Annotated in this window: 17 protein-coding genes and 3 pseudogenes; 6 read left to right on the forward strand and 14 right to left on the reverse strand. The window is 36.4% G+C overall.

Annotated elements, in window-relative coordinates; genetic code table 11:
* Positions 1–39: 39 nt before the first annotated feature.
* Positions 40–2664, reverse strand: coding sequence for a valine--tRNA ligase (locus ABWU50_RS04250; protein WP_353275417.1), 2625 nt, complete (start codon positions 2662–2664; stop codon positions 40–42).
* Positions 2665–3057: 393 nt separating this feature from the next.
* Between ABWU50_RS04250 and ABWU50_RS04255 the strand changes: the two genes are divergently transcribed.
* Positions 3058–3714, forward strand: a complete 657-nt coding sequence (locus ABWU50_RS04255) for a hypothetical protein (protein WP_353275419.1) — start codon at positions 3058–3060, stop codon at positions 3712–3714.
* Between the two features lie 188 nt (positions 3715–3902).
* On the opposite strand, the gene ABWU50_RS04260 is transcribed toward ABWU50_RS04255, so the two are convergent.
* Positions 3903–4469 carry a hypothetical protein gene (locus ABWU50_RS04260; protein WP_353275421.1) on the reverse strand — a complete coding sequence of 189 codons (567 nt, stop codon included), beginning with the start codon at positions 4467–4469 and terminating at the stop codon, positions 3903–3905.
* Between the two features lie 192 nt (positions 4470–4661).
* On the opposite strand from ABWU50_RS04260, the gene ABWU50_RS04265 reads away from it, so the two are divergent.
* Positions 4662–5867: an MFS transporter gene (locus ABWU50_RS04265; RefSeq protein WP_353276359.1), complete on the forward strand. Its 1206-nt coding sequence runs from the start codon at positions 4662–4664 to the stop codon at positions 5865–5867.
* 7 nt (positions 5868–5874) lie between these two features.
* Here ABWU50_RS04265 and ABWU50_RS04270 read toward each other — a convergent pair whose 3' ends face one another.
* From ABWU50_RS04270 to secG, 4 genes are all read right to left on the reverse strand, one after another.
* The gene (locus tag ABWU50_RS04270) at positions 5875–6024 is read right to left on the reverse strand and encodes a hypothetical protein (RefSeq protein WP_353275423.1); all 150 of its coding nucleotides are present in this window, start codon (positions 6022–6024) and stop codon (positions 5875–5877) included.
* Positions 6025–6371: 347 nt separating this feature from the next.
* Positions 6372–6791, reverse strand: coding sequence for a nucleoside deaminase (locus ABWU50_RS04275; RefSeq protein WP_353276360.1), 420 nt, complete (start codon positions 6789–6791; stop codon positions 6372–6374).
* Between the two features lie 41 nt (positions 6792–6832).
* Positions 6833–8437: a CTP synthase gene (locus ABWU50_RS04280; RefSeq protein ID WP_353275425.1), complete on the reverse strand. Its 1605-nt coding sequence runs from the start codon at positions 8435–8437 to the stop codon at positions 6833–6835.
* Positions 8437–8757, reverse strand: coding sequence for a preprotein translocase subunit SecG (gene secG / locus ABWU50_RS04285; protein WP_264732556.1), 321 nt, complete (start codon positions 8755–8757; stop codon positions 8437–8439). The genes ABWU50_RS04280 and secG overlap by 1 nt, the downstream gene beginning before the upstream one ends.
* Before the next feature lie 144 nt (positions 8758–8901).
* Here secG and ABWU50_RS04290 point away from each other — a divergent pair, with 144 nt between their 5' ends.
* Together ABWU50_RS04290 and ABWU50_RS04295 are read left to right on the forward strand one after the other, a co-directional pair.
* Positions 8902–9417 carry a gamma carbonic anhydrase family protein gene (locus tag ABWU50_RS04290; protein WP_253307252.1) on the forward strand — a complete coding sequence of 172 codons (516 nt, stop codon included), beginning with the start codon at positions 8902–8904 and terminating at the stop codon, positions 9415–9417.
* 10 nt (positions 9418–9427) lie between these two features.
* Positions 9428–9636, forward strand: a pseudogene (locus ABWU50_RS04295) (IS256 family transposase); the annotation flags it as partial.
* A gap of 86 nt (positions 9637–9722) precedes the next feature.
* Here ABWU50_RS04295 and trpS read toward each other — a convergent pair.
* The 5 genes and pseudogenes from trpS to ABWU50_RS04320 form a co-directional block, all read right to left on the reverse strand.
* On the reverse strand, positions 9723–10721 hold the full coding sequence (gene trpS, locus ABWU50_RS04300) for a tryptophan--tRNA ligase (protein ID WP_353275427.1): 999 nt from the start codon (positions 10719–10721) through the stop codon (positions 9723–9725).
* Between the two features lie 17 nt (positions 10722–10738).
* Positions 10739–11290 carry a nucleotide exchange factor GrpE gene (locus tag ABWU50_RS04305; protein ID WP_353275429.1) on the reverse strand — a complete coding sequence of 184 codons (552 nt, stop codon included), beginning with the start codon at positions 11288–11290 and terminating at the stop codon, positions 10739–10741.
* A gap of 61 nt (positions 11291–11351) precedes the next feature.
* Positions 11352–12338: a polyprenyl synthetase family protein gene (locus ABWU50_RS04310; protein ID WP_264732453.1), complete on the reverse strand. Its 987-nt coding sequence runs from the start codon at positions 12336–12338 to the stop codon at positions 11352–11354.
* 11 nt (positions 12339–12349) lie between these two features.
* A complete protein-coding gene (gene rpsP / locus ABWU50_RS04315) occupies positions 12350–12670 on the reverse strand; it encodes a 30S ribosomal protein S16 (RefSeq protein ID WP_253307256.1) in 321 nt (106 codons plus the stop codon).
* Between the two features lie 385 nt (positions 12671–13055).
* Positions 13056–14864 (reverse strand): annotated as a pseudogene (locus ABWU50_RS04320) (SurA N-terminal domain-containing protein).
* Between the two features lie 337 nt (positions 14865–15201).
* On the opposite strand from ABWU50_RS04320, the gene ABWU50_RS04325 reads away from it, so the two are divergent.
* Positions 15202–15810: a cell cycle transcriptional regulator TrcR gene (locus tag ABWU50_RS04325; protein WP_064124724.1), complete on the forward strand. Its 609-nt coding sequence runs from the start codon at positions 15202–15204 to the stop codon at positions 15808–15810.
* 192 nt (positions 15811–16002) lie between these two features.
* Positions 16003–17406 (forward strand): transcription termination factor Rho, encoded by a 1404-nt coding sequence (rho, locus tag ABWU50_RS04330; protein WP_264328936.1) that lies wholly within the window; start codon positions 16003–16005, stop codon positions 17404–17406.
* 121 nt (positions 17407–17527) lie between these two features.
* Here rho and ABWU50_RS04335 read toward each other — a convergent pair.
* The 3 genes and pseudogenes from ABWU50_RS04335 to ABWU50_RS04345 all read right to left on the reverse strand — a co-directional run.
* Positions 17528–17680: pseudogene (locus ABWU50_RS04335) on the reverse strand (IS4 family transposase); the annotation flags it as partial.
* 332 nt (positions 17681–18012) lie between these two features.
* Positions 18013–18909 carry an aspartate carbamoyltransferase catalytic subunit gene (locus tag ABWU50_RS04340; RefSeq protein ID WP_353275432.1) on the reverse strand — a complete coding sequence of 299 codons (897 nt, stop codon included), beginning with the start codon at positions 18907–18909 and terminating at the stop codon, positions 18013–18015.
* 203 nt (positions 18910–19112) lie between these two features.
* Positions 19113–20138 carry an extracellular solute-binding protein gene (locus tag ABWU50_RS04345; protein WP_353275434.1) on the reverse strand — a complete coding sequence of 342 codons (1026 nt, stop codon included), beginning with the start codon at positions 20136–20138 and terminating at the stop codon, positions 19113–19115.
* Positions 20139–20971: the final 833 nt, after the last annotated feature.

Here is a 20971-nt window from a genome sequence, read left to right on the forward strand (position 1 = left end):
ATAATAGCATAAATGTCAAGGGAAGTAAAGCTATAAAAATCAGTATAAGTCTATATTCACTATGTATTTCCCGTCTTCAGTTTCAAGCTCAGACTGCATCCACTCTATCATTTCCGCATTGCAAACTGCTTGTAGGTCATTCTGCGCGGATTGATTCAATTTGTCCTCTCGTAGATCTGCTTTTATCACTAATTTCTTTATCAAATGCTTAACTGATGCATTATTATCTGCTTTTATCTTTCTGATAATATTTAATATCTGCACGCAATTGTCTCCCATTTCCTCTGAATATTTATCGTAGATAAGCTCTTCTTTGCTCGGCCAATTACTTTGATTGTGTAGAGAATTATAACTATACAACTGGTGGTATATCTCTTCTGTAATGTAAGGCAAAAAAGGTGCAAATAACCGCAAAATAACATTTAACACATACGCCAAGCTTTGTTTTGCACTTAAGGTTGCTTCACTGCTTCCGTACGCGCGTTTTTTTACTAATTCCAAGTAGTTATCACAAAAATCCTTCCAAAAAAATTCCTCTATTACGCCCAAAGCTTCGCAGTATTCAAACTGTAATAGGTTATTCGTTGCTCTTTCTATAACTTTGTATAACTTAGACAATATCCACTTATCTATTGTCTCGTGAGCAGAATTTATGCTCATTACTTGATGCTTTTCCATGAACATGGAAACAAACTTGCTAGCGTTCCAAAGTTTTGTAACTAGGCGCTTGCCAATTTTAAATATATTTTCAGAGTAGACTGTATCAACTCCAAGCCTTGAGTTCGCTGCCCAATAGCGTACTACATCAGCTCCATAAGTTTCAAGTATTACATGAGGAGTGATGATGTTACCTTTTGATTTACTCATCTTTTTCTTATCATCGGCTAAACACCAACCGCTGATCATAATGTTTTTCCAAGGTAAAGAATCTGCATGATAATGTGCTTTCAAAATCGTATAAAAAGCCCAAGTTCTTATTATCTCATGGCTCTGGCTGCGCAGATCTGCAGGAAATATTGTATTATAGCGATGATTTGGTAAGCTAAACTCACTGTTTACTGCCAGTGCACTTAGTTGAGGAGTAATTGAACTTGTGGCCCAGGTATCCATTACATCTTGATCTGGGATAACCTCTTTTTTGCTATACCCTTTTGGCAAATCTTTGAGTGGATCTATAGGTAGGTCCTTTATCTCAGCTAGAATAATTTTACCTTCTTCTCCCTTACGTTTGGAATACCACGCTGGAAATGGCACACCAAAATAGCGCTGCCTTGAGATGCACCAGTCCCAATTTAGCCCTTCTATCCACACTTCCATACGTTTACGCATAGCAGCTGGATGCCAATTGCATTCTTTTACTTTATCTAATACTTGAGCTTTTTGCTCCAAGGTCTTGATAAACCATTGATAAGTAGGCAATATCTCAAGTGGTGCACCAGACCTTTCTGCGCACTTAACAGAATGAGAAATGTTAGTGCTTTCTATTAGTAACTCCTTCTCAGTTAGGATTTCGATCATCCTCTTTCTTGCTGCTGTAACTTTCAATCCATTGATTTCATTGTAGATTCCAGCGTCACGCGCTGGAATGACGCCGGGGTGTGGTGGAATGACGTCTTCTTTTGTCATCTGAGTAGCCCTTTCTCCTGTCATCCGAGTAGCTGACACTGGGATCCATTCTTCTATTTCCTGGATTCCAGTGCCACCCATGGTGTCATCCCAGTGCCCAGACACTGGGATCCATGCTCTTTCCTTCTGACCATGTGGTGGATGCAGGTTCATCCTCCCATCCTGATCGATGATAATTTTCATCGGCAGATTATGCTTTTGCTGCCAATATATGTCGAGCTCATCACCGAATGTACAACACATAACAAGCCCAGTGCCTTTATCTACTTTAACCTTATCATCAGCTATTATTGGAACTTTTTCCTTTGTTATTGGCACTATGGCTGTTTTTCCGATCAGATGAGTGTAGCGCGCATCCTCTGGGTGGCAAAAAACTGCAACGCATGCGGGAAGTAACTCAGGCCGCGTAGTTGCAATGTTGATCTGCTCATTTTCGTGAGTAGAGAAAACTATCGTATTTAAGGATGACTCAAAAACTTTATCTTCTATTTCTGCTTGCGCAATTGCGGTTTTATCAACCGGATCCCAAAGAATAGGTTGCATTTTTCTATATGCATACCCTTTATTATATAGATCGATAAATGACATTTGAGAAAGTGTCACAGTTTCCTTGCTGATCGTGTGATATTCCAAACTCCAGTCATAACTAATGCCGACCGATTTAAATAGTTCCTTAAATTCTTGCTTTGATTTTTCAATAACTTCATGGCACATCTCTATAAATTTTTCTCTGCCAACTTCTTTTGCACGGGTTTTATAGGTTTGTTCAACCAATCTTTCAGTGGGAAGGCCGTTATCATCAAACCCAATTGGATAAAACACATCTTTCCCCAGCATGCGCTGAAACCTTGCAATAAAGTCTGTATGGCAATAGCTGAATATATGGCCGATATGCAATTTACCCGATATTGTTGGTGGAGGTGTGTCTATAGTGAAAGTGTTATCCTTTTCACCATTCCATTTATAAACTTTACTACCTTCCCATAATATGTTGCATTTGTCTTCAACTTCTTTAAAGCCGTATTTTTCTTTTAACATAAATATTTCTCAATTTTAAACCTTAAGCTAGCAACTTCATACCGCGATTCATTCGCGGTATCTAAGCCGCTAACACGTAGCGGAATACTCAACCGTCATACCGCCACGAACCGTCATACCGCGATTCATTCGCGGTATCTCTTAGCATAGATCCCGCTAACAAGCAGCGGGATGACGATTGTCGATAAACCTAAATTACTTTAGCTATAGCACAATTAAGTAAATACGGCTACGCCAAAATTTTACGAGCATAACACACTAGAGCTTACTATAGGAAAGAATGATCTTGAAAAATTTAGAAAGTACAAAAACATAGATGAGGATAAAAACGTAATTGATAAGGAGTTCTTTGCGAGTTTTACGCTAAATGGTAAACGAATACATATTACTGGTTTGTATCCTCAAGGAGAACAAACGAATAATAGTATTGTAACCGTGTATGCAAGTTCAATTGCGAGCAATGGCACATATCATTTCAAATGCGATAACAATGGTACATATAATAGTCCTCAACTACAAGAGATAAAAGATCATTTGGGTCTTAGTGAGAATGAGGTTAATGTAAACATATCTAACCATTTTGTAAAAGAATTAAAAGATAAAACAAAAGATTTAGAAGCACAGTTAAACAACCAACCAGATGCTACTCAGTTACAAGCTAAAGAGGATAAGATAAAAGAATTAGAAGCTAAAATAAACCAACCAAATGCTGAAGTTAACAAACTGAAGACAGACTTAACAGCTAGAGAGAAAGAAGTTGACAAGCTAAAGAAGGAAAATAAAGAATTAGAAGCTAAAAACAAAACAATTGAGCAACCAAAACAAGGCAATGGAGCACGGTACACCGCTACTGTTGGTATGGGTCTTGCTGCTGGACTGATAGCATTTACTGCACTTGAACGTACAGTTAGGTTAGAGATGTTAGTAATGATTGGTATAGCAGTAACATCTGCACTCGTAGTTGGTGGTATAACATATGCAGCATTACCTAGTACTCAAGTAGATGGAGCGAAAGCACAAGAAGTAAATGAGAATGGGAAAAAGAAGTAACAAAGGCACTGGGCTGAAACCGTCATAAAGGAACCAGCGTCAGCTACTCGGATGACAAGAAGAGGGCGCTGGGATGAAATCATTATAGAGTGAACCAGTGTCACACTACTAGGATGACATCCTGACAATCGTCATCCCGCTACTTGTTAGCAGGATGACGCCTCACCATGTCACTTGAGTAGCGGACACTAGGATGGTACTTCCCGCTTATCTCCAGCAGTTTTTTCTTCTTCTGCTTCTTCCATTTTAGAGCCTGGTTCTTCATGTGTATCAGTCACAGGTTCTTTTTCTGCTTGCATTATTTTACCTGATATGTACTCCTTAGCTTGCTCAGCGAGCTCGATTACAATAGCTACTCCAATTGCAGTTGCAATCGTAAGTGCTAGTGCGTGTATTCCTACTGCAAGTAAGGACTCTAGTGCTGTTGATAAAGATGACCAGGAATCCACTTTACATATTGGAAAAGCGCCACTTGCAGCGATAAAAGCTCCAGCTACAATGTTTCCAATAAACAAGCCAGCTAGACACGCAGTTTCTTTTAATGTTAACCCGCTATGACGCTCATATGGAATTGGATACAAAAGAATTGTTATGAAAGCTGCAATTAATGGCACTACATAGATGGCTCCAACAGTTCCGCCTATTATCAGAGGTGAAAGACTAGTGAAACTTAGTAAGAGACCTATTAAAGTGCCTATTATAGCTCCTATTATTGCTGCCACGCCCAGCATCGCTAAATAAATTACACCCTCCATAACTTTACTCCTACTTTAACAATATTTTAATTATCACACACCATAATAAAACAGTCAACTTCACATGCTTAGGTTGCAAAATCCTAAAAAGCAGCCACAATGAAATAAGCAAACATTTACGAATTGAATTTAGTGCAAACAAGGGTGTTGATATCAACCATACTCTGCAGAATCGCAATATGGTATGACTACATGCTCTTCACTGATTTGATTAACATAATTAGCAGAGAGTTTTGTTTTGCAAAAGATGTCTACAGTAACATACTGCAATTATTTGGAATTGTAGGGCTAGGTGCAATTGTAAGGCCACTTGGTGCATTCATATTTGGTCACGTTGGTGACAGGTATGGAAGGAGGATAGCATTAATAATTACTATCTTGCTAATATCGATACCATCGAGTCTCATTGCATTTATTCCAAGTCACAATCAAGTAGGTATAATTTCTACTATATTGCTTCTTGCAATCCATGTGACACAAGGAATTGCACTTGGTGGTGAACAAGGAAGTTCTGTTTATCTTATAGAACATTTATCCAGTAGGAAAGAGAACTTAGGGATGTATTTTGGAATAATGGGCTGTGGTCGCTCCATTGGTGTCTTGCTTTCTGCGGTGATAGTAATTATCTGCAAAAAAACTACTGATTTTTGCACCTGGGGTTGGAGATTGCCATTTATTTTCTCAGCTATTTTAGGATTAATTAGCGCGTATAGCATATACACATTGGGAGAAACTCCAGCATATGAAAAAAATCGAAAACAAAGAAATTTACCTGATTTGCCAATAATAGAGCTTATAAAGCGCCACAAGAGAGCTCTTATACTTGCTATTTTAATATCTGTACCTGTTAATGTTGCTGTCGGATTTACCATATTTCTTCGAACACTCGCAAAGGAAATAGCATCAGTGGATGTTTATGTAACGACATATATCAACGAAATTGTGCTCATTATAACCAGTGTATTAATGCCGATATCTTCAATAGCGTTTGGAATATTGGCTGATAAAGTTGGAAAAGAGCGCACTGCAATCTTATTTATAGCAATTACAATGGCACTATGTTGTCCTGCGTTATCTATTGCATATTACTACAAAAATTACCTTATAATTATGCTTAGTGTAATGGCTCTTTCTATAATAGAAAGGGGTATAGTTCCCATAGGAATAGTTGCATCTGAACTCTTTCCCACCAATGTTAGATTTAGTGGTGTGAGCTTATCACGCAACATCTCTTATGCGTTACATGGAGGATTTACTCCTATGGTTTGTATTTGGTTGACTGTAACATTTCCTCAAACAAACCTTGCTGCTGGGCTTTATATAGTCTTCTGCTTGTTGATCAGTGTGGTAGCAATATTGCAAATAAAACCGCAAGATAAAAAATGTGATTGGTCTTAGTTTTCTCTTATGTGATTTGATAGTGATCTCCACCGGAAAAGGGTGTCATCCGAGTAGCCTCTTTCTTGTTATCCGAGTAGCCCCTTCTCCTGTCATCCCAGTGCTCTTTTTTTGTCATCCGAGTAGCCCCTTTTTTGTCATCCCAGTGCCCCGACACTGGGATCCAGGAATTTTATTAAGTTGGTAAGCATAAAAATAGATGTTTTACGTTAAAATACAACGTTTTCGATGAGGTTATATGGAAAACTGGATCCCAGTGTCTGGGCACTGGGATGACACCATTTGCTGTGCAATTTACCTTCAAAAATGAATGTTCGTACAGCTATGTGTCAGCTACTTGCATGACACCCTGCTGGTGGGACAATGTTTGTATAGTTGTGCGTCACGCGCTGGAATGACGAATTACTTAACCGTCATACCGTCACGGTATCTCCTAGCATAGATCCCGCTAACACGTAGCGGGATGACGAATTTGTATCGGAAAACAAGTAGCATGACGGTTTGTCAAATGTCTCTCAGTTTCTCAAAAAAATCCTTTAACAAAAAAGAGCATTCTGTTTCTAATATCCCACCATAAACTTTAGGTATATGGCTGCAAAATTGAAATATCTTAGCACCATTTTCAATTCCTCCACCTTTTGGATTATAAGCTCCAAAGTACAATCGTTTAATCCTGGCAAAGGAAATAGCTTGAGCACACATCGGACATGGTTCTAATGTTACGTATATGTCAGAATCATAAAGCGTTGAAGTTGAGAGCAACTCACATGCCTGCTTGATCGCTAACATCTCTGCATGTGCAGTTGGATCGTTGGATATGTTGTGTGCAGAAGAAACGACATTGCTTCCACTAACTATTACGGCACCTATGGGAACCTCATCATCTTTCTGAGCAAGTTTGGCTTGCTCTATGGCAAGCTCCATATATTGATACTTGAACACTTTCCTTTGCTAATCTTCTTTTTTTAAATTTTATTAACTGCTGCCTTAATAAACGATATAAAAAGAGGATGAGGAGAAAACGGCTTTGATTGAAACTCTGGATGAAACTGCACACCAATAAACCACGGATGACTCTCTAACTCCACTGCCTCTATACATGTTCCATCTTCTGATATGCCACTGCATAGCAGCCCATTTTTTTCCAAATCATCTTTATAATCTGAATTGATTATGTATCTATGTCTGTGTCTTTCTGAAATAGTAGTGTTACTATATGCATCCATCATTTTAGAGTTTGCATTTATACTACATTTGTATGCCCCAAGTCTCATGGTTCCACCAAGATCGTCATCTTGATCGCCAGCTAACTTAACGATTGGATGTTTACAGTTATGAAATTCTTCAGAGTGTGCATCTTTAAGCTTAACAACATTACGAGCAAACTCAATAATTGCAAGCTGCATACCAAGGCAAATTCCGAAAAATGGGATATTATTTGTACGGGCATAATTTATTGCTAATATTTTACCCTCTACTCCGTCATCACCAAACCCCCCTGGGACAAGAATTGCATGAGAATTCTGTAACTTCTCCCCTATAAGCTTTTCATTTATAGGTTTTTCTTCCTTCTCTCTTGAGTTAACCCAATTTATCTTTACTTTGACTTTATTACTAATCGCACCATGATTTAATGCTTCAACTAGTGATTTATACGCATCAGGTAATTCGGTGTATTTTCCCACTATAGACACAGTAACTTCCTGTGTTGGGTGCCTTATGGAATGCACTATTTGATCCCATTCAATCAAGCTTGGTTTTGGCTCACTTAAATGAAAGTGCTCCAAAATTTGCGTATCAAGCCCACATTGGCTATACAACACCGGTAACTCATATATATGACTCACATCAGGAGCAGGTATCACATTGGACAAAGAAACATTGCAAAGCTTAGCTATTTTCTCTCTCTGATTATCGAAAATTTCTTTCTCACTGCGGCATAATATAATATCTGGTTGTAACCCCGCGGAATTTAACTCTCGAACTGAATGCTGCGTTGGTTTTGTCTTTAATTCTTGCGCTGCGGTAAGATATGGTATTAAAGTTAAGTGAATAAGGATAACTCTTTGTTTTCCTAATGTGTAGTTAACTTGGCGTATAGCCTCCAAAAATGGTTGGCTTTCAATGTCACCTACAGTTCCGCCTATTTCACATATTACAAAATCTAAACCTTCCGTACCATTAAAAATGAACGATTTGATTAAATCTGTCACATGAGGAATGACTTGCACAGTTTTGCCCAGATAATCACCACGCCTCTCTTTCTTCAACAACTCATGATATATCTTACCAGTTGTTATATTGTCATCTTTTGTTGCTTTAATTCCAGTAAAACGCTCATAATGCCCAAGATCCAAATCAGTTTCAGCACCATCCTCGGTAACAAACACCTCTCCGTGCTGAGTTGGGTTCATTGTCCCAGGATCAATGTTGAGATACGGGTCAAGTTTTCTGATACGGATCTTAAAACCGTAAGCTTGAAGAAGCGCACCAACGCTTGAAGCAACTAAGCCTTTACCAAGCGATGACACAACTCCACCTGTGACAAAGATAAATTTAGCTTCCTTCATTAATTTTCAAATGGAACAGAAGTAGGTTCACTTTCTTGCTTTTTTTCTAATATAATTTTCTCTGCAATCGATTTTTTATGTACGTCTTTTGAATATAATCCTGACAATAGCAATGTGTTTATAATAAACAATCCAGCAACAATAGCCGTTATTCTGCTGAGCGGGTTTTCAGAAGATTTTACCGGAATCATCGAATTGACTCCCTGTTGTGTATTACTAAAACCACTTAACGAACTACTCCCAGGCGGCTGCAAGAGCACTAAAATTACTAACACAACAACCAATATTACTTGAAATATACTTAATACCGCTACTGACATTATAGATAGAGCTGAAAATAAAAATTTTAGGAGCATAAAGTGCATAAGTCAAGAACATCTGTCACCCAAGTAGCTTGGAATCTAAGTATGTATTTACTGCCTACCTTATTTTGGTTAGCATATGCATAAAACTGTGGGCTTAATATGTATCACATTTTAAAATACAAAGATTATGAACCAAAAATAGACGAAAGTGCTTTCATCGCAGGTGGTTCGCATATCATAGGCAAGGTTGAAATAGGAAAAGATGCGAGCATCTGGTTTAATTGTGTGGTCAGAGGGGACGTTGGATCAATAAAAATAGGTGATGGAACAAATATTCAAGATGGAACGGTAATTCATGTGGATAGAAACCCAGGTGGTGATACAACTATTGGCAATATGGTAACAGTGGGACATTTTTGTATGTTGCATGCATGTATGGTGCATGATAAAGCGTTTATTGGTATGGGCTCTACCGTGATGGACCATGCAGTTGTGGAGCCTGAAGCTATGGTAGCTGCTGGCTCGCTAGTGACACATGGAAAAGTAATAAAAAGTGGGGAAATATGGGCTGGCAGGCCAGCAAAGTTCTTCAAAAAAATGTCGAATGAAGAAATTAAACATATTACACAATCAGCACAAAATTATATTATGCTAATGAAGGAATATAAAAATTAAAGTTCGCGTGAGGCTAATTTATACTACCAACCCTATTGAGGGACTGCATAGACAGATTAGAAAATTCACTAAAACTAAGGGCTCATTTACTAGCTTGTACAAACAGGTATATTGTGCTATAAAAAAGGCAGAGCAAAATTGGACTATCCTAATTGGGCTTTAACTATATCTCAACTTGATATTTTCTTTCCTGGTAGATTGAAAATTGAGTTGAGTTAAAAATGCGGTTTGACACACTTTTTTGAACATTTCCTTATTGCCTGTTTTTACAATTTTGAATTGATTCCTTAGGTTATGCAAGAGGTCTATTGAGCAAATCCAATAATATCCTTGATTTCTTTTATATTATGGGTTGCAATTTCTGCTGCTTTCTTTGTACCTTTTTTTAATATTTCATGTAAATGGAATTGGTCTTTTAAAAGATCATTCATTCTCTCACGTATGGGTGGTATAACACTGATAATTAAATCAGCTAACTCTTTTTTGAAGTGCTTCATGTCATGTTTGTTCACTTCTTCACACACTTTTTCCACACTTAAATTACTAAGCACTGAATAAATGTTTATCAAATTGCTTATCTCTGGTCGGCACTCTAAAGTAGCAAAATCAAAGCCTAGAATTGAATCTGTTTTTGCTTTTTCTATTTTTTTAACAATTAAGTCATCTGTATCATCAAGGTTAATGCACGAATATTCTGAAGGGTCAGATTTACTCATCTTGCTTGTGCCATCTCTTAAGCTCATTATCCTTGATGTGCAATCCAAAGTTAAGATTTCAGGTACGATGAAATAATCCAGTTTATAATGATTGTTAAAAGCTGATGCAATATCACGTGCAAGCTCCAAATGCTGTTTTTGATCATCACCAACAGGAACGTATTTAGTTTGATACAACAATATATCTGCAGCCATAAGTACTGGATAACTATATAATCCAAGAGAGGCTTTTTGTTTATCGCCGCCAGCTTTATCTTTAAATTGAGTCATGCGATTAAGCCAACCAATTGGTGTATAGCACCCAAGCAGCCAGCCCAGTTCTGCATGACCACTAACCGTGGACTGATTAAAAATAATGGACTTTTCTGGATCTATTCCACATGCAATATAAGCTGCTGCTGTTTTGAAAATATTACTTTTTAATTCACTTGCGGGAAGCTTATTTGCTGTGATTGCATGTAGGTCGACAATACAAAAAAGAGATTTGTATTTATCCTGTAAGTCTATCCACTGTTTGATTGCACCAAGATAACTACCTAAATGTAGTACGCCACTTGGCTGGATACCTGAAAAGACAATACTTGTCATTATACATTTACCTCATGCTAATCGCTTCCACAATCAGCAGATTTCTTAGAAAGAATAACCATTGCAGGACGGAGCAACCTATTTTTGATAGTATAACCAGTCTGTAGTACTTCTATAATAGTGCCAGGCTCTTTTTCATTGTCTTCTCTTTCCACAACAGCTTGGTGTAAATTACTATCAAAAAGCTCACCAAGTGGATCTACTTCCTCTATTCCATGTTTTTTTAGATCATTTATAATTTTTTGATAAGCTACTTTAATCCCCTCATGAACAGGATCACCGTCTTTCAAAATTTCCATTACTTTTTTTAAATTGTCGCACGAGTCGATCATATCACGTGCAAATTTTGTGACTGCATAGTCACTTGCATCGCTAATTTGCTTTTGCATTATACGTTTGACGTTTTCATTATCTGCAACAGCACGGCGTAAATGATCTTCAAGCTGAGCTGCACGTTCTTTTAATATATTAAGGTCTTCATTTAAATCATCATTTTGTTGGTCGTTACCTTTCTGCCTATTTACCATATCGGCAAATTTCCTCTTTTTTTCTTTACTGCTGTCTGACATATCACTATCCTTAAGAATCTAATAAATATATAGCAATTAATTCGAAAATATCAAGCACCAGCTACATTTGTCTTTCTATGCTCGCATTTAAAAAGTCAATTAAAGTAATTTTATAAAAGGAATCAGAAAAAGTACTAATATCATTTTGTGCCATATTAATGTAGTGTCTAGCTTTTTCCATAGAAAGCTGAATGGCATTATGGTGATTAATATAGTGTAATGCTTGGTCAAAATTGTGTCTAGCTGAAGAAAAGCATTTTTCCCAGAATTTTTGCTCTGCTGGACTGCCCTTTTCGTATGCTATAATAGCAGGTAAGGTGACTTTACCTTCGAAAAAGTCTTTTCCGACTTGTTTTCCAGAAGTGCCTTGATTAGCAGTATAATCGAGCATATCATCAACTATTTGAAATGCCATACCAAAATTAAAACCAAAATTCTTTAGCCTCTCTGTTTCGTCATTTGTTGCACCAGATACTGTAGATGCAGCTTCACAGCATGCAGAAAATAAAGATGCTGTCTTTTCTCCAATGATATCAAAATAATTTTCCCTGACTGTGTGGGGGTCAAAACATGTTGTCATCTGCTTTATTTCACCCTTCACAAGTAAATGCGATGCTTTAGATAAAATAGAGAGAATATTTAAATTTCCACACTCTATAAGCCATCTAAATGCTAGAGTCAACAATAGATCACCAACTAAAATGCTTGATTTATTTCCCCAAATCTTATTCGCTGTTTTAACTCCATGGCGTGCCTCACTTTCATCGAGCACATCATCATGAAGTAAAGTAGCATTGTGTATAAACTCTACCGATGCAGCAACGTTGATCCTATCCTCCCCAGAATAGTTTAGCATTTTACATATAATAAAAACTAGTTTAGGCCTTATTTTTTTTCCACCTGAACTAACAAGATGAGATATAATATCAGTAGCAAGCTTAGCACCTTCATCATTGACATTTTTGAAGATAAAGTCCTTCATAGCTGATAAATCAGAAGATACGACATCGTCTAATTTACCATTATTTGTTAAATCAGTATTTAGCATTTTAAAGAGACTTATGCTTCTTGTCCCTGTGCTTTCTCGTTCTCTACTTTCTTCTTTTCTGTTTTCTTTGGTTCTGTTTCTAAAGTTACTATGCCTTTTTTAATGAACCATAGTACTCTTTCAGTTGCTTGCGCGCCTACGCTTAGCCAATGTTTTAATCTATCAGCCTTCACCACAACACGATTTTTATTGTCTTTTGGTAACATTGGATCATATTGTCCTATTTTCTCAATAAAACGCCCATCTCTTGGTGCTCGTGAATCAGCTACAACTATCCTATAAAAAGGGCGTTTCTTTGCGCCAAACCTTGCCAACCTTATTTTAACTACCATGTTAACCTTTATTCATATATTAGTCACAATTTTATACAATGAGCCGTTTTAAGTCAAATGAATTATACAACTTTTGCACCTTATAATATAATTACCAATAATGTAGGGCAGCGCCGGGCGCACAGCTATACGAACATTCATTTTTGAAGGTAAATTGCACAGCAAATGGTGTCATTCCAGTCTGGAATCCAGCCTTTTCATAATCATTAAAACGTTGTATTTTAACATAAAACGGCTACTTTTATACTTAATAAAATTCCTGGATCCCAGTGTCTGGGCACTGGGATAACATCCTTCCTAGTGAAGATTGCTCTCAAATCGCAATGTTCGTACAGTTGTGTGTCTGGGCACTGGATGCGTTTGAAGCAACTTATAAGATTTTTGACTATATATCATCAAGTATAGCGTGATTAACTTCGACTTTATACTTTGATTCCAGATAGCTAATTAATTGCTCTTTTAGCGATATCATCACACGTTTTCCGGTGTCAAGCGTGTTTAATTTACCATTTGATGAATGCATTTCTTTTAGAACACCTATTATAATTTCATTATTGTATTGAATAGGGTCTGTCACTGAACCAGTTGTTTTCATATTGAAAATCTCTTCTACAAAAGAAAAGGGGTAGTTTTGTTGATCCACTTCATTGCGTTGCATCTGCTGACCTTTAACTAATTCCACACCTTGAATTTCTTCCAAATCTGTTTTTTCTCTTAGTTGAACTGCAACCTCTTGCCCAATTTTAAACATTCTTTCTTTTATAAACTCACTACACCAAAGCTCTACCGCTAATGCCCTGCCTTCTTCAAAACTTTGCAATTTGGGTGGAACGATATCAATGATTTTTACACTAACAACAGCGTCCCCAACGCCCTTGAAATAACCTTTCTGATCCTTTTCTCGCGAAAAAATGAAAGAAATCAAATCACTAGAATCTCCTACGTTATTACCGCTTTGATCTTTTCCACTCGCATCTACTGGACCAATAGTTTGTATAGGTAAATTATATTCACTCAATATTTCTTCAATTTCTGAACCATTGTATATCTTATAGTTCACTTGGTTTATGAAATCATTGACTCTTTCAAAAGACTTTTGGTTAGTTAGAACTGACTTTATGTCTTTTTTTAAATCAACTAAGTCTTCATCAGAGATTTGATGCGCACTTTCCACTTTTATTATATGCCAACCAAAACTGCTTGCTAAAACTTCACTTACTTCACCTACTTTGAGAGCAAATACCTTTTCCCTCACGTCTTCTGGTAAAAAATCCTTAGTTATATTATTTACTCTAGTTTCCTCAAGTTTTGCTTTGCCAAACTCTCCTACTATCTGTTCAAAGCTTGTTTTACCCTCCTCAAATGCTCTTCTTGCTGTCTCAGCTTCTTCTTTGGTAGAAAATATTACATTGAATACATCTCTTTGATCTTTTAGTTCCTGTTGTTCTATTATACCATCAACTTCTTCATCTGAGATCTTGATTTGATCTTCAAAATACTTTTGGCCTAGGGAAATATATTGCGCAGTTCGATACTCAGGATAATAAAAATGGGATTTATTTCTTTCGTACAAATCAAGTAAGGCTTGATCATCTGGTTCAGGAATGTTTGTAACTGCATCTTCAGTTATTTTAACAATATCAACCACTCTAGTTTAGTAGCGACTTTTGTATATCTGCTCATCAACTCTCTCGCCAAAAGTTACCGGATAATTATCTTTAAATAACGAAGTCATGAACATCATTGCAGGCAGAACTTTCTCTAGCTTTGCTATATACTCTTTCTCTGTCATATGCAGGTCATTTAGCGTTTCATGGAATTTATTTTTGTCAAATTCGCCTTTATCATTTTGAAAGTATTTGGTATTTTTAATATGGTTTTTTATAGACTCTTCTCCAACTGTCAACCCCAGCTCACTAATTAGGTTAAACAATAGTTTTTGCTCTATAAGTGCGTTAAGCAAATCATATTTCAGCTTTTTTACTTGTTCTCTACTCGCATCAGATCCAGAAATTTGCTTTTCATAATTTTGATATAGTGATTTATACTCATCTGACGTTATAACTTCTTTTCCAACCCTAGCTACCTCTTCTTTTTCATCATCACCTGATAAAAGGTTGCCAATTCCCATGAAGACTAATAAGCAAGCTAAAAGGACAACGGTTACTTTAGTGAAAAAATTTTTAACATTCATTTTAAACTCAGTTAATTAATGGTTAATTATAGAATAGTGATAATTTAATTCTTGTAAACCTGTTGCTTTATTAGCCAATATATATAATATTACAATATATTAACTTAAAATTTAACTCTTTTCTTAAATAGAAACATATGTTTGACTAAGTTATACTATACCTTAAGAAGGGAAAATATTTTTTTGAATCGTTTGAAATATGCTTAAACGTAAGCGCATTTAATTAACTTAAGAGGTGGGAAGTGAAAAACAAAAAGTCATTGAATGACAAAATTAATGCTTTTTTAGTTTTAATAGCTTATATCTTAGCTCTGTATAACAGTAAGAGATACTTTAAATGGGAGATGCTTTTTTGATGTCAATGGAATCTTCTAAGGGCAATAACGATAGAAATAAACAGTTTCTAATGCAAATAGCTGCTTGGTTAGTAGACAACACTGGTTTAACTTTTAATCAAATAGCACAATGCTGTAGGTTGGCCCTTGAAGAAGTACAAGACATAGCTGATGAGGAAATAGAAGTTGAAAAATATAACCCTATTATTTCTGGGGTAATTACTGAAAAAGAAATCGATGATTGCAAAAAAAATTCAAACCGTGTACCAAATTTGATTATAAAAAATATAAAAAAAAGGAGTAAAGCGATTGGTAGCATTCTTGGCTTTGCCTCTACGGCAAGGCGTAGAGATAAACCTGATGCGATTTATTATTTAGTAAAAAAATTTCCTATCTTGGATAATAACGTTATAGCTAAATTAATTAGTACAACAAATTACACAGTTGAGCAAGTAAGAGATGGATCTCATCATAACATGCAAAATATAAAACCCCAAGATCCTGTACTACTTGGCTTATGTAGTCAAGAAAATTTAGAAGCAGAAGTGGAAAAAGCAAAAGTAGAAGAAGAGAAGCAAGAAAGGTTAAAAAATATAAAGAATAGCTATTGAAAATCCTCAAATTTTTGTGCTTTGTTAACATTAAATTAACTTGACTTGCTAGTGTTTATTAGTATAATGTAAGTAAAGTACGGGGTTTAATAATAATTAAGCTTAATACGCACTAAAACTAGCTCAGCCTAATTTATTATCTTATAGTCACATTTTAGGTTAGTAAGCATCAATTAAAATTTTTGGAGGATTATGACAACAATCAATGAAGATGTTTTGGCAAAAGGAAAGGTTACAGCTCAACCTGAAAAAAGTGAGCAAATTCACAATAACGATACAGTAAAACAGATGGTCAATGAAGGTACTGAGAAAAACAGAAAAACATTAGATCTGAGCGAATTAAAAGAGAAAACAGCAGAAGAATTGTTAGAGTTAGCTGAAGAAAGAAAAATTTCAACTAACGGTAAAAGCAATGGTAGAATGCTAAAGCAGGAAATGATATTCAGCTTAATGAAGAAAATGAGCGAAGAAGGAGGCATAACCACAGGGAGTGGAATAGTGGAAATATTGCCTGATGGTTTCGGTTTCTTACGTTCAGCAAGTGCAAATTATGCTCCAAGTACCGATGATGTTTATATTTCTAACGGGCAAATAAAGAAGTTTAATTTACGTACAGGAGATATGGCATGTGGAGAAATAAGGCCACCTGGTGATAAAGAAAGATATTTTACTTTAACTAAGGTTCAAAGTATAAACTCTACTGAAGTCAGTGAATTAAGAAAGTACGTCCATTTTGATAATTTGCTTCCTCTTTATCCTGAGGAAAGCATAGTACTTGAGTGTAATAGTGGTGATGATAAAAAAGGCTTAAGCATGCGTGCTATAGATATAGTAGCTCCTCTTGGAAAAGGGCAAAGAGCGTTAGTAGTTGCTCCACCTCGCACAGGAAAAACTGTATTGCTTCAGCAAATGGCCAACTCTATAGCTATAAATCACCCTGAAATAGAATTAATAGTGTTACTTATAGATGAAAGACCTGAAGAAGTAACAGATATGATACGTTCTGTAAAAGGTGAGGTAGTGAGTTCTACGTTTGATGAGCCTGCTTACCGTCACGTACAGCTTGCTGAAATAGTAATAGAAAAAGCTAAAAGAATGGTTGAGCATAAAAAAGATGTGGTAATCCTACTTGACAATATTACTAGACTTGCACGTGCTTATAACGCTGTTATTCCTTCGTCTGGGAAAGTTCTCACTGGTGGTGTGGATTCAAATGCACTGCAGAGACCCAAGCGTTTTTTTGGAGCGGCTCGTAATATTGAAAATGGTGGTTCTTTGACAATCATCGCTACAGCTCTTATAGACACTGGTTCAAAAATGGATGAGGTTATTTTTGAAGAGTTTAAAGGTACAGGAAACGCTGAGATTATACTTGATAGAAAACTTTCTGATAAACGTATATTTCCAGCTATTGACATTACAAAATCCGGAACAAGGAAGGAAGAGCTATTAGTTGATAAGGCTATACTAAATAAAATATGGGTGTTGCGTAGAATACTCAATCCTATGGGATCTGTTGAAGCAATGGAATTTTTACGTGACAAACTACTTTTAACAAAGAGCAATGCTGACTTTTTTAACTCCATGAATCACTAAAAGTAAGCCAGTTATGATGGATATGCTGAGCAAAAAGTAAAACGCTTTTATAGTTAAAATAATTGTATCCGTTCAGGCAATGGCGAACTTAGGGAGCGTTAAATAAACTATACGCGTCAAGTTAAGAAGCAAAGGTAAGAAAATTCAATGAACTTAAGGTGGATACTCTAGTCTTTCTATATCTGTCTTTCACAGAAAATTGTGACCAGTTTGTGGTAAGTTTTTTCAGGAAAATTCTCAAATTATTAATTTTGCTGCTTAACGCTAAAAACAAGTAACCGTTCACGTATTGTGAGAATGAATAAAGAACTAAGCAGTCGTAACTTTTGGAAGGGATTTTGGCCATTGAGACGTGATGTCAAAAATATCGACAACATTCTTCCACGAACCTTTCCCCACGTTCCAACCAGATGAAAAAGCTGTTTTTACGATAGCCGTCTAATTTGCCGTTCTGCAAGGTTGTTGATTGACTTCAGGCTTTCGTAAAAACTTCCACACCATATCCTCGGCCTTAACATCTTAATGGCCATTCTCAAACCATTTACAAGCCTCGTCATTTCATGAAAAAACCCTTCTTTCGCATTAGTTGTGTAGCATCTTTTAATATTAACAAGGCCTATAATAGTGCAGCACTGCCTTACGTATTGCCAATCCAAATTCTACTTGCTGTAAAATAACACAATCTGCTACATCGCTGCTAATCTCAATCCCTCTATTTATTGGCCCTGGGTGCATAACAATCGCATCTGGTTTTGCGTATGATAGCTTTTGTGAATCAAGTCCATACAAATGAAAATATTCTTTCTCTGAAGGAACAAAACAACTATTATTCATGCGCTCTTTCTGCAGTCTTAAAAGCATGATTACATCAGCATCCTTTATACCTTCAATTAATGAATAATGGACTGAATCTACTTCAGGAAAATGCTTACAAATCAAAGTTGGTGGTGCGACCAAGCTTATCTCTGCTCCAAACATTTTTAGCAACCTTATATTTGACCTTGCAACTCTGCTGTGCAGAATATCTCCAAATATCACAACTTTGAGATCCTTTATTTGCTTTTTATGACTGCTGATTACAAGATAATCTGCAAGAGCTTGAGTTGGGTGTTCACTGCTTCCATCGCCTGCGTTGATTAGCGAGCAGCTAACATTCTTAGCCAGCATATTAACAATACCGCTATTTTTTTGCCTGATTATTATATAGTCAGGATTCATTGCATTTAATGTTTTGATCATGTCTTTTAGATCTTCTCCCTTGTTAATAGAAGAAGATCTTATTGGCAAAGTTACAACATTTGCTCCAAGGCTTTTTGCTGCTATTTCAAAAGACGCAAGTGTACGCGTTGAATCTTCAAAGAATAAATTTATTACTGTCTTATTTTCCAAGATATGACTATTTGCAGCTTCTTTTTTAAGGTACTGGTTAGCCAACTTAGTTATATTTTCTACATCATCGACTGTAAGGTCTGAGATGTTTAACAAATTCCTTCTCTTGTGCATAGTTTCCTTTTCAACTACTTGAACCTATTCTACTTTCTTATTATTGTTTTTCAATAGACCTCTTGTGCAGCAATTGTTTTGGTGAAAGAACAGAAAAAGATAGTAAAGTCAAAATTAAGTTAGAAGGAAGAAAAAGTTCAGCGAGTCAAGAGTAAGGTACATTAGCATAAATCTTTCATCCCAGTGTTCAGTGACACTGGGGATTACTTCCACTGACACTCATCCGCTATCATAACAGCCTCAAAAAGATGCTTCTCAAGTTCACTTAGAGGTAAATCACTTTGTGGATAATTTCCCCAAGACTTTAGTATATCGGAAGTTTCAACGCCTTCAATAACAGGGTATTCTTGGTTTTTTTTAGTGTATAGCTCTTGAGCCTGCTTGCTTACTAAAAATTCCAATAAGACTATAGCATTTTCCCTGTTTTTTGCGTTTTTTGTTACTGCTGCACCACTGATGTTTACCATTACGCCGTGATCATTGCGATTAGGAAAAAAAGCCCCTAGCTTGTCTATAACATTCTTTTTATTTTCTGATGAAAGAATTCTTGCAAAGTAATAACTATTTACTATTGCAACATCTCCTTCACCAGCAGCTACAGCATAAATTTGGTCAGTATCACCACCACTTGGTTTTCTTGCCATATTACTCACAATTCCACTTACCCATTCTTTCGTCTTTTCAAAACCATTATTTGCAATCATAAAAGCAACCAATGACCGGTTATATGGACTTGTAGAAGAACGCACTAATATTTTTCCTTTCCATTTTTCATTTGCTAAATCTTCATAAGTACTTAAGTTTTTAGGATTTACTGACTCTTTATTATAAACCAATATTCTGGTTCTTTTTGTAAGGCCAAACCAATAATCTTCACTATCTCTAAATTTTGCAGGTATAACACTTTTTAAAATCTCTGAATCCACTTGAGATAAAAGCCCTCTTTTTTTTGCCAAAATCAGGTTCACTGCATCTGCAGTTAAAAGCAAGTCAGCTTCACCGCCATTTTCCATGCGTGAAAGTAGCTGAGAATAATCATCAATGATGTAACGTACTTTAATGCCTGTATTTTTTGTAAATTCATCAAATAAAGTACGTACTAATTCTTCTTTGCGCGATGAATAGACATTCACTACTTGTGAATTGTCAGTTCCGCTGTTTTTATACAAAAAAGTAATGACTATTAATACAACTGCTATTAAGGATGTGAATATAAAGGCTTTTTTCATATTGGATAAAAAATAACTTCTTTCAGTTAAAGATACTCAAATAGCGCAATCTTAGCAAGTGTAAAATTCGTTAGATGTAGCTAATATAATTTGGATTTACCGAAGTCAATGTATAAAATAATCGAAATTGTCATTCCAGCGCGTGACGCTAGGCCATAAAACCTACTTGACAAACTTCGCCAGCCCCCTTATCATGAAACTGAAGGTATTCAGTTATCTTCATCTGTGCAGATTAAACAGCAAAAAAACAACGTAGTTGGCGTCTTATTTTTAATTTTTTGCACCATGTGCACCTTATGTCTTCACAACATTTCTAGCTATATAAGCTGAAACGCGCTTATATAGCGTTTAAGACAGTATAGTACGCCAATTTGCAGGATTAGGGAGTGACAACTAGCTAACACGGGGTTTCTTTTGCCTTTTTTTCTGCTTAGTAAATTTCTTAAACACTTGCGGTGTAGGTTAGTTGCAAGTTAAAAGCAGCTAAATAGCTCTTAATCAAGCGTTTTAGAATAAAAAAACGCCGATATTTTAGTACATAGTAAATAGCCAACCAACACGGGGCTTCTTTTGCCTTTTTTTTATTTGGTAAATTTCTTAATGTTTATAGCTAAACGACAACCGGCATCCTCGTCATCCCGCTACTTGTTAGCGGGATCTGGAGATACCGCGGCGGTATGACGGTTCGTGACGGTCTGCGGCGGTATGACGTAGGATTGCTGTCATCCCGCTACGTGTTAGCGGCTGAGATACCGTGACGGTATAGTAACTCGTCATCCCGCTACGTGTTAGCGGCTAAGAGATACCGCGGCGGTATGACGGTTCGTGGCGGT

Origin of the sequence: Wolbachia endosymbiont (group A) of Pipizella viduata (assembly GCF_964028555.1) — a bacterium.
GTDB lineage: Bacteria > Pseudomonadota > Alphaproteobacteria > Rickettsiales > Anaplasmataceae > Wolbachia.

Excerpts from the sequence above, each read along its gene's own strand:
- ABWU50_RS04250 (WP_353275417.1), bottom strand. The coding sequence starts at position 2,664 with ATGTTAAAAGAAAAATACGGCTTTAAAGAAGTTGAAGACAAATGCAAC.
- ABWU50_RS04260 (WP_353275421.1), bottom strand. The coding sequence starts at position 4,469 with ATGGAGGGTGTAATTTATTTAGCGATGCTGGGCGTGGCAGCAATAATA.
- ABWU50_RS04265 (WP_353276359.1), top strand. The coding sequence starts at position 4,662 with ATGCTCTTCACTGATTTGATTAACATAATTAGCAGAGAGTTTTGTTTT.
- ABWU50_RS04275 (WP_353276360.1), bottom strand. The coding sequence starts at position 6,791 with ATGGAGCTTGCCATAGAGCAAGCCAAACTTGCTCAGAAAGATGATGAG.
- ABWU50_RS04280 (WP_353275425.1), bottom strand. The coding sequence starts at position 8,437 with ATGAAGGAAGCTAAATTTATCTTTGTCACAGGTGGAGTTGTGTCATCG.
- secG (WP_264732556.1), bottom strand. The coding sequence starts at position 8,757 with ATGTCAGTAGCGGTATTAAGTATATTTCAAGTAATATTGGTTGTTGTG.
- ABWU50_RS04290 (WP_253307252.1), top strand. The coding sequence starts at position 8,902 with ATGTATCACATTTTAAAATACAAAGATTATGAACCAAAAATAGACGAA.
- trpS (WP_353275427.1), bottom strand. The coding sequence starts at position 10,721 with ATGACAAGTATTGTCTTTTCAGGTATCCAGCCAAGTGGCGTACTACAT.
- ABWU50_RS04305 (WP_353275429.1), bottom strand. The coding sequence starts at position 11,290 with ATGTCAGACAGCAGTAAAGAAAAAAAGAGGAAATTTGCCGATATGGTA.
- ABWU50_RS04310 (WP_264732453.1), bottom strand. The coding sequence starts at position 12,338 with ATGCTAAATACTGATTTAACAAATAATGGTAAATTAGACGATGTCGTA.
- rpsP (WP_253307256.1), bottom strand. The coding sequence starts at position 12,670 with ATGGTAGTTAAAATAAGGTTGGCAAGGTTTGGCGCAAAGAAACGCCCT.
- ABWU50_RS04325 (WP_064124724.1), top strand. The coding sequence starts at position 15,202 with ATGGGAGATGCTTTTTTGATGTCAATGGAATCTTCTAAGGGCAATAAC.
- rho (WP_264328936.1), top strand. The coding sequence starts at position 16,003 with ATGACAACAATCAATGAAGATGTTTTGGCAAAAGGAAAGGTTACAGCT.
- ABWU50_RS04340 (WP_353275432.1), bottom strand. The coding sequence starts at position 18,909 with ATGCACAAGAGAAGGAATTTGTTAAACATCTCAGACCTTACAGTCGAT.
- ABWU50_RS04345 (WP_353275434.1), bottom strand. The coding sequence starts at position 20,138 with ATGAAAAAAGCCTTTATATTCACATCCTTAATAGCAGTTGTATTAATA.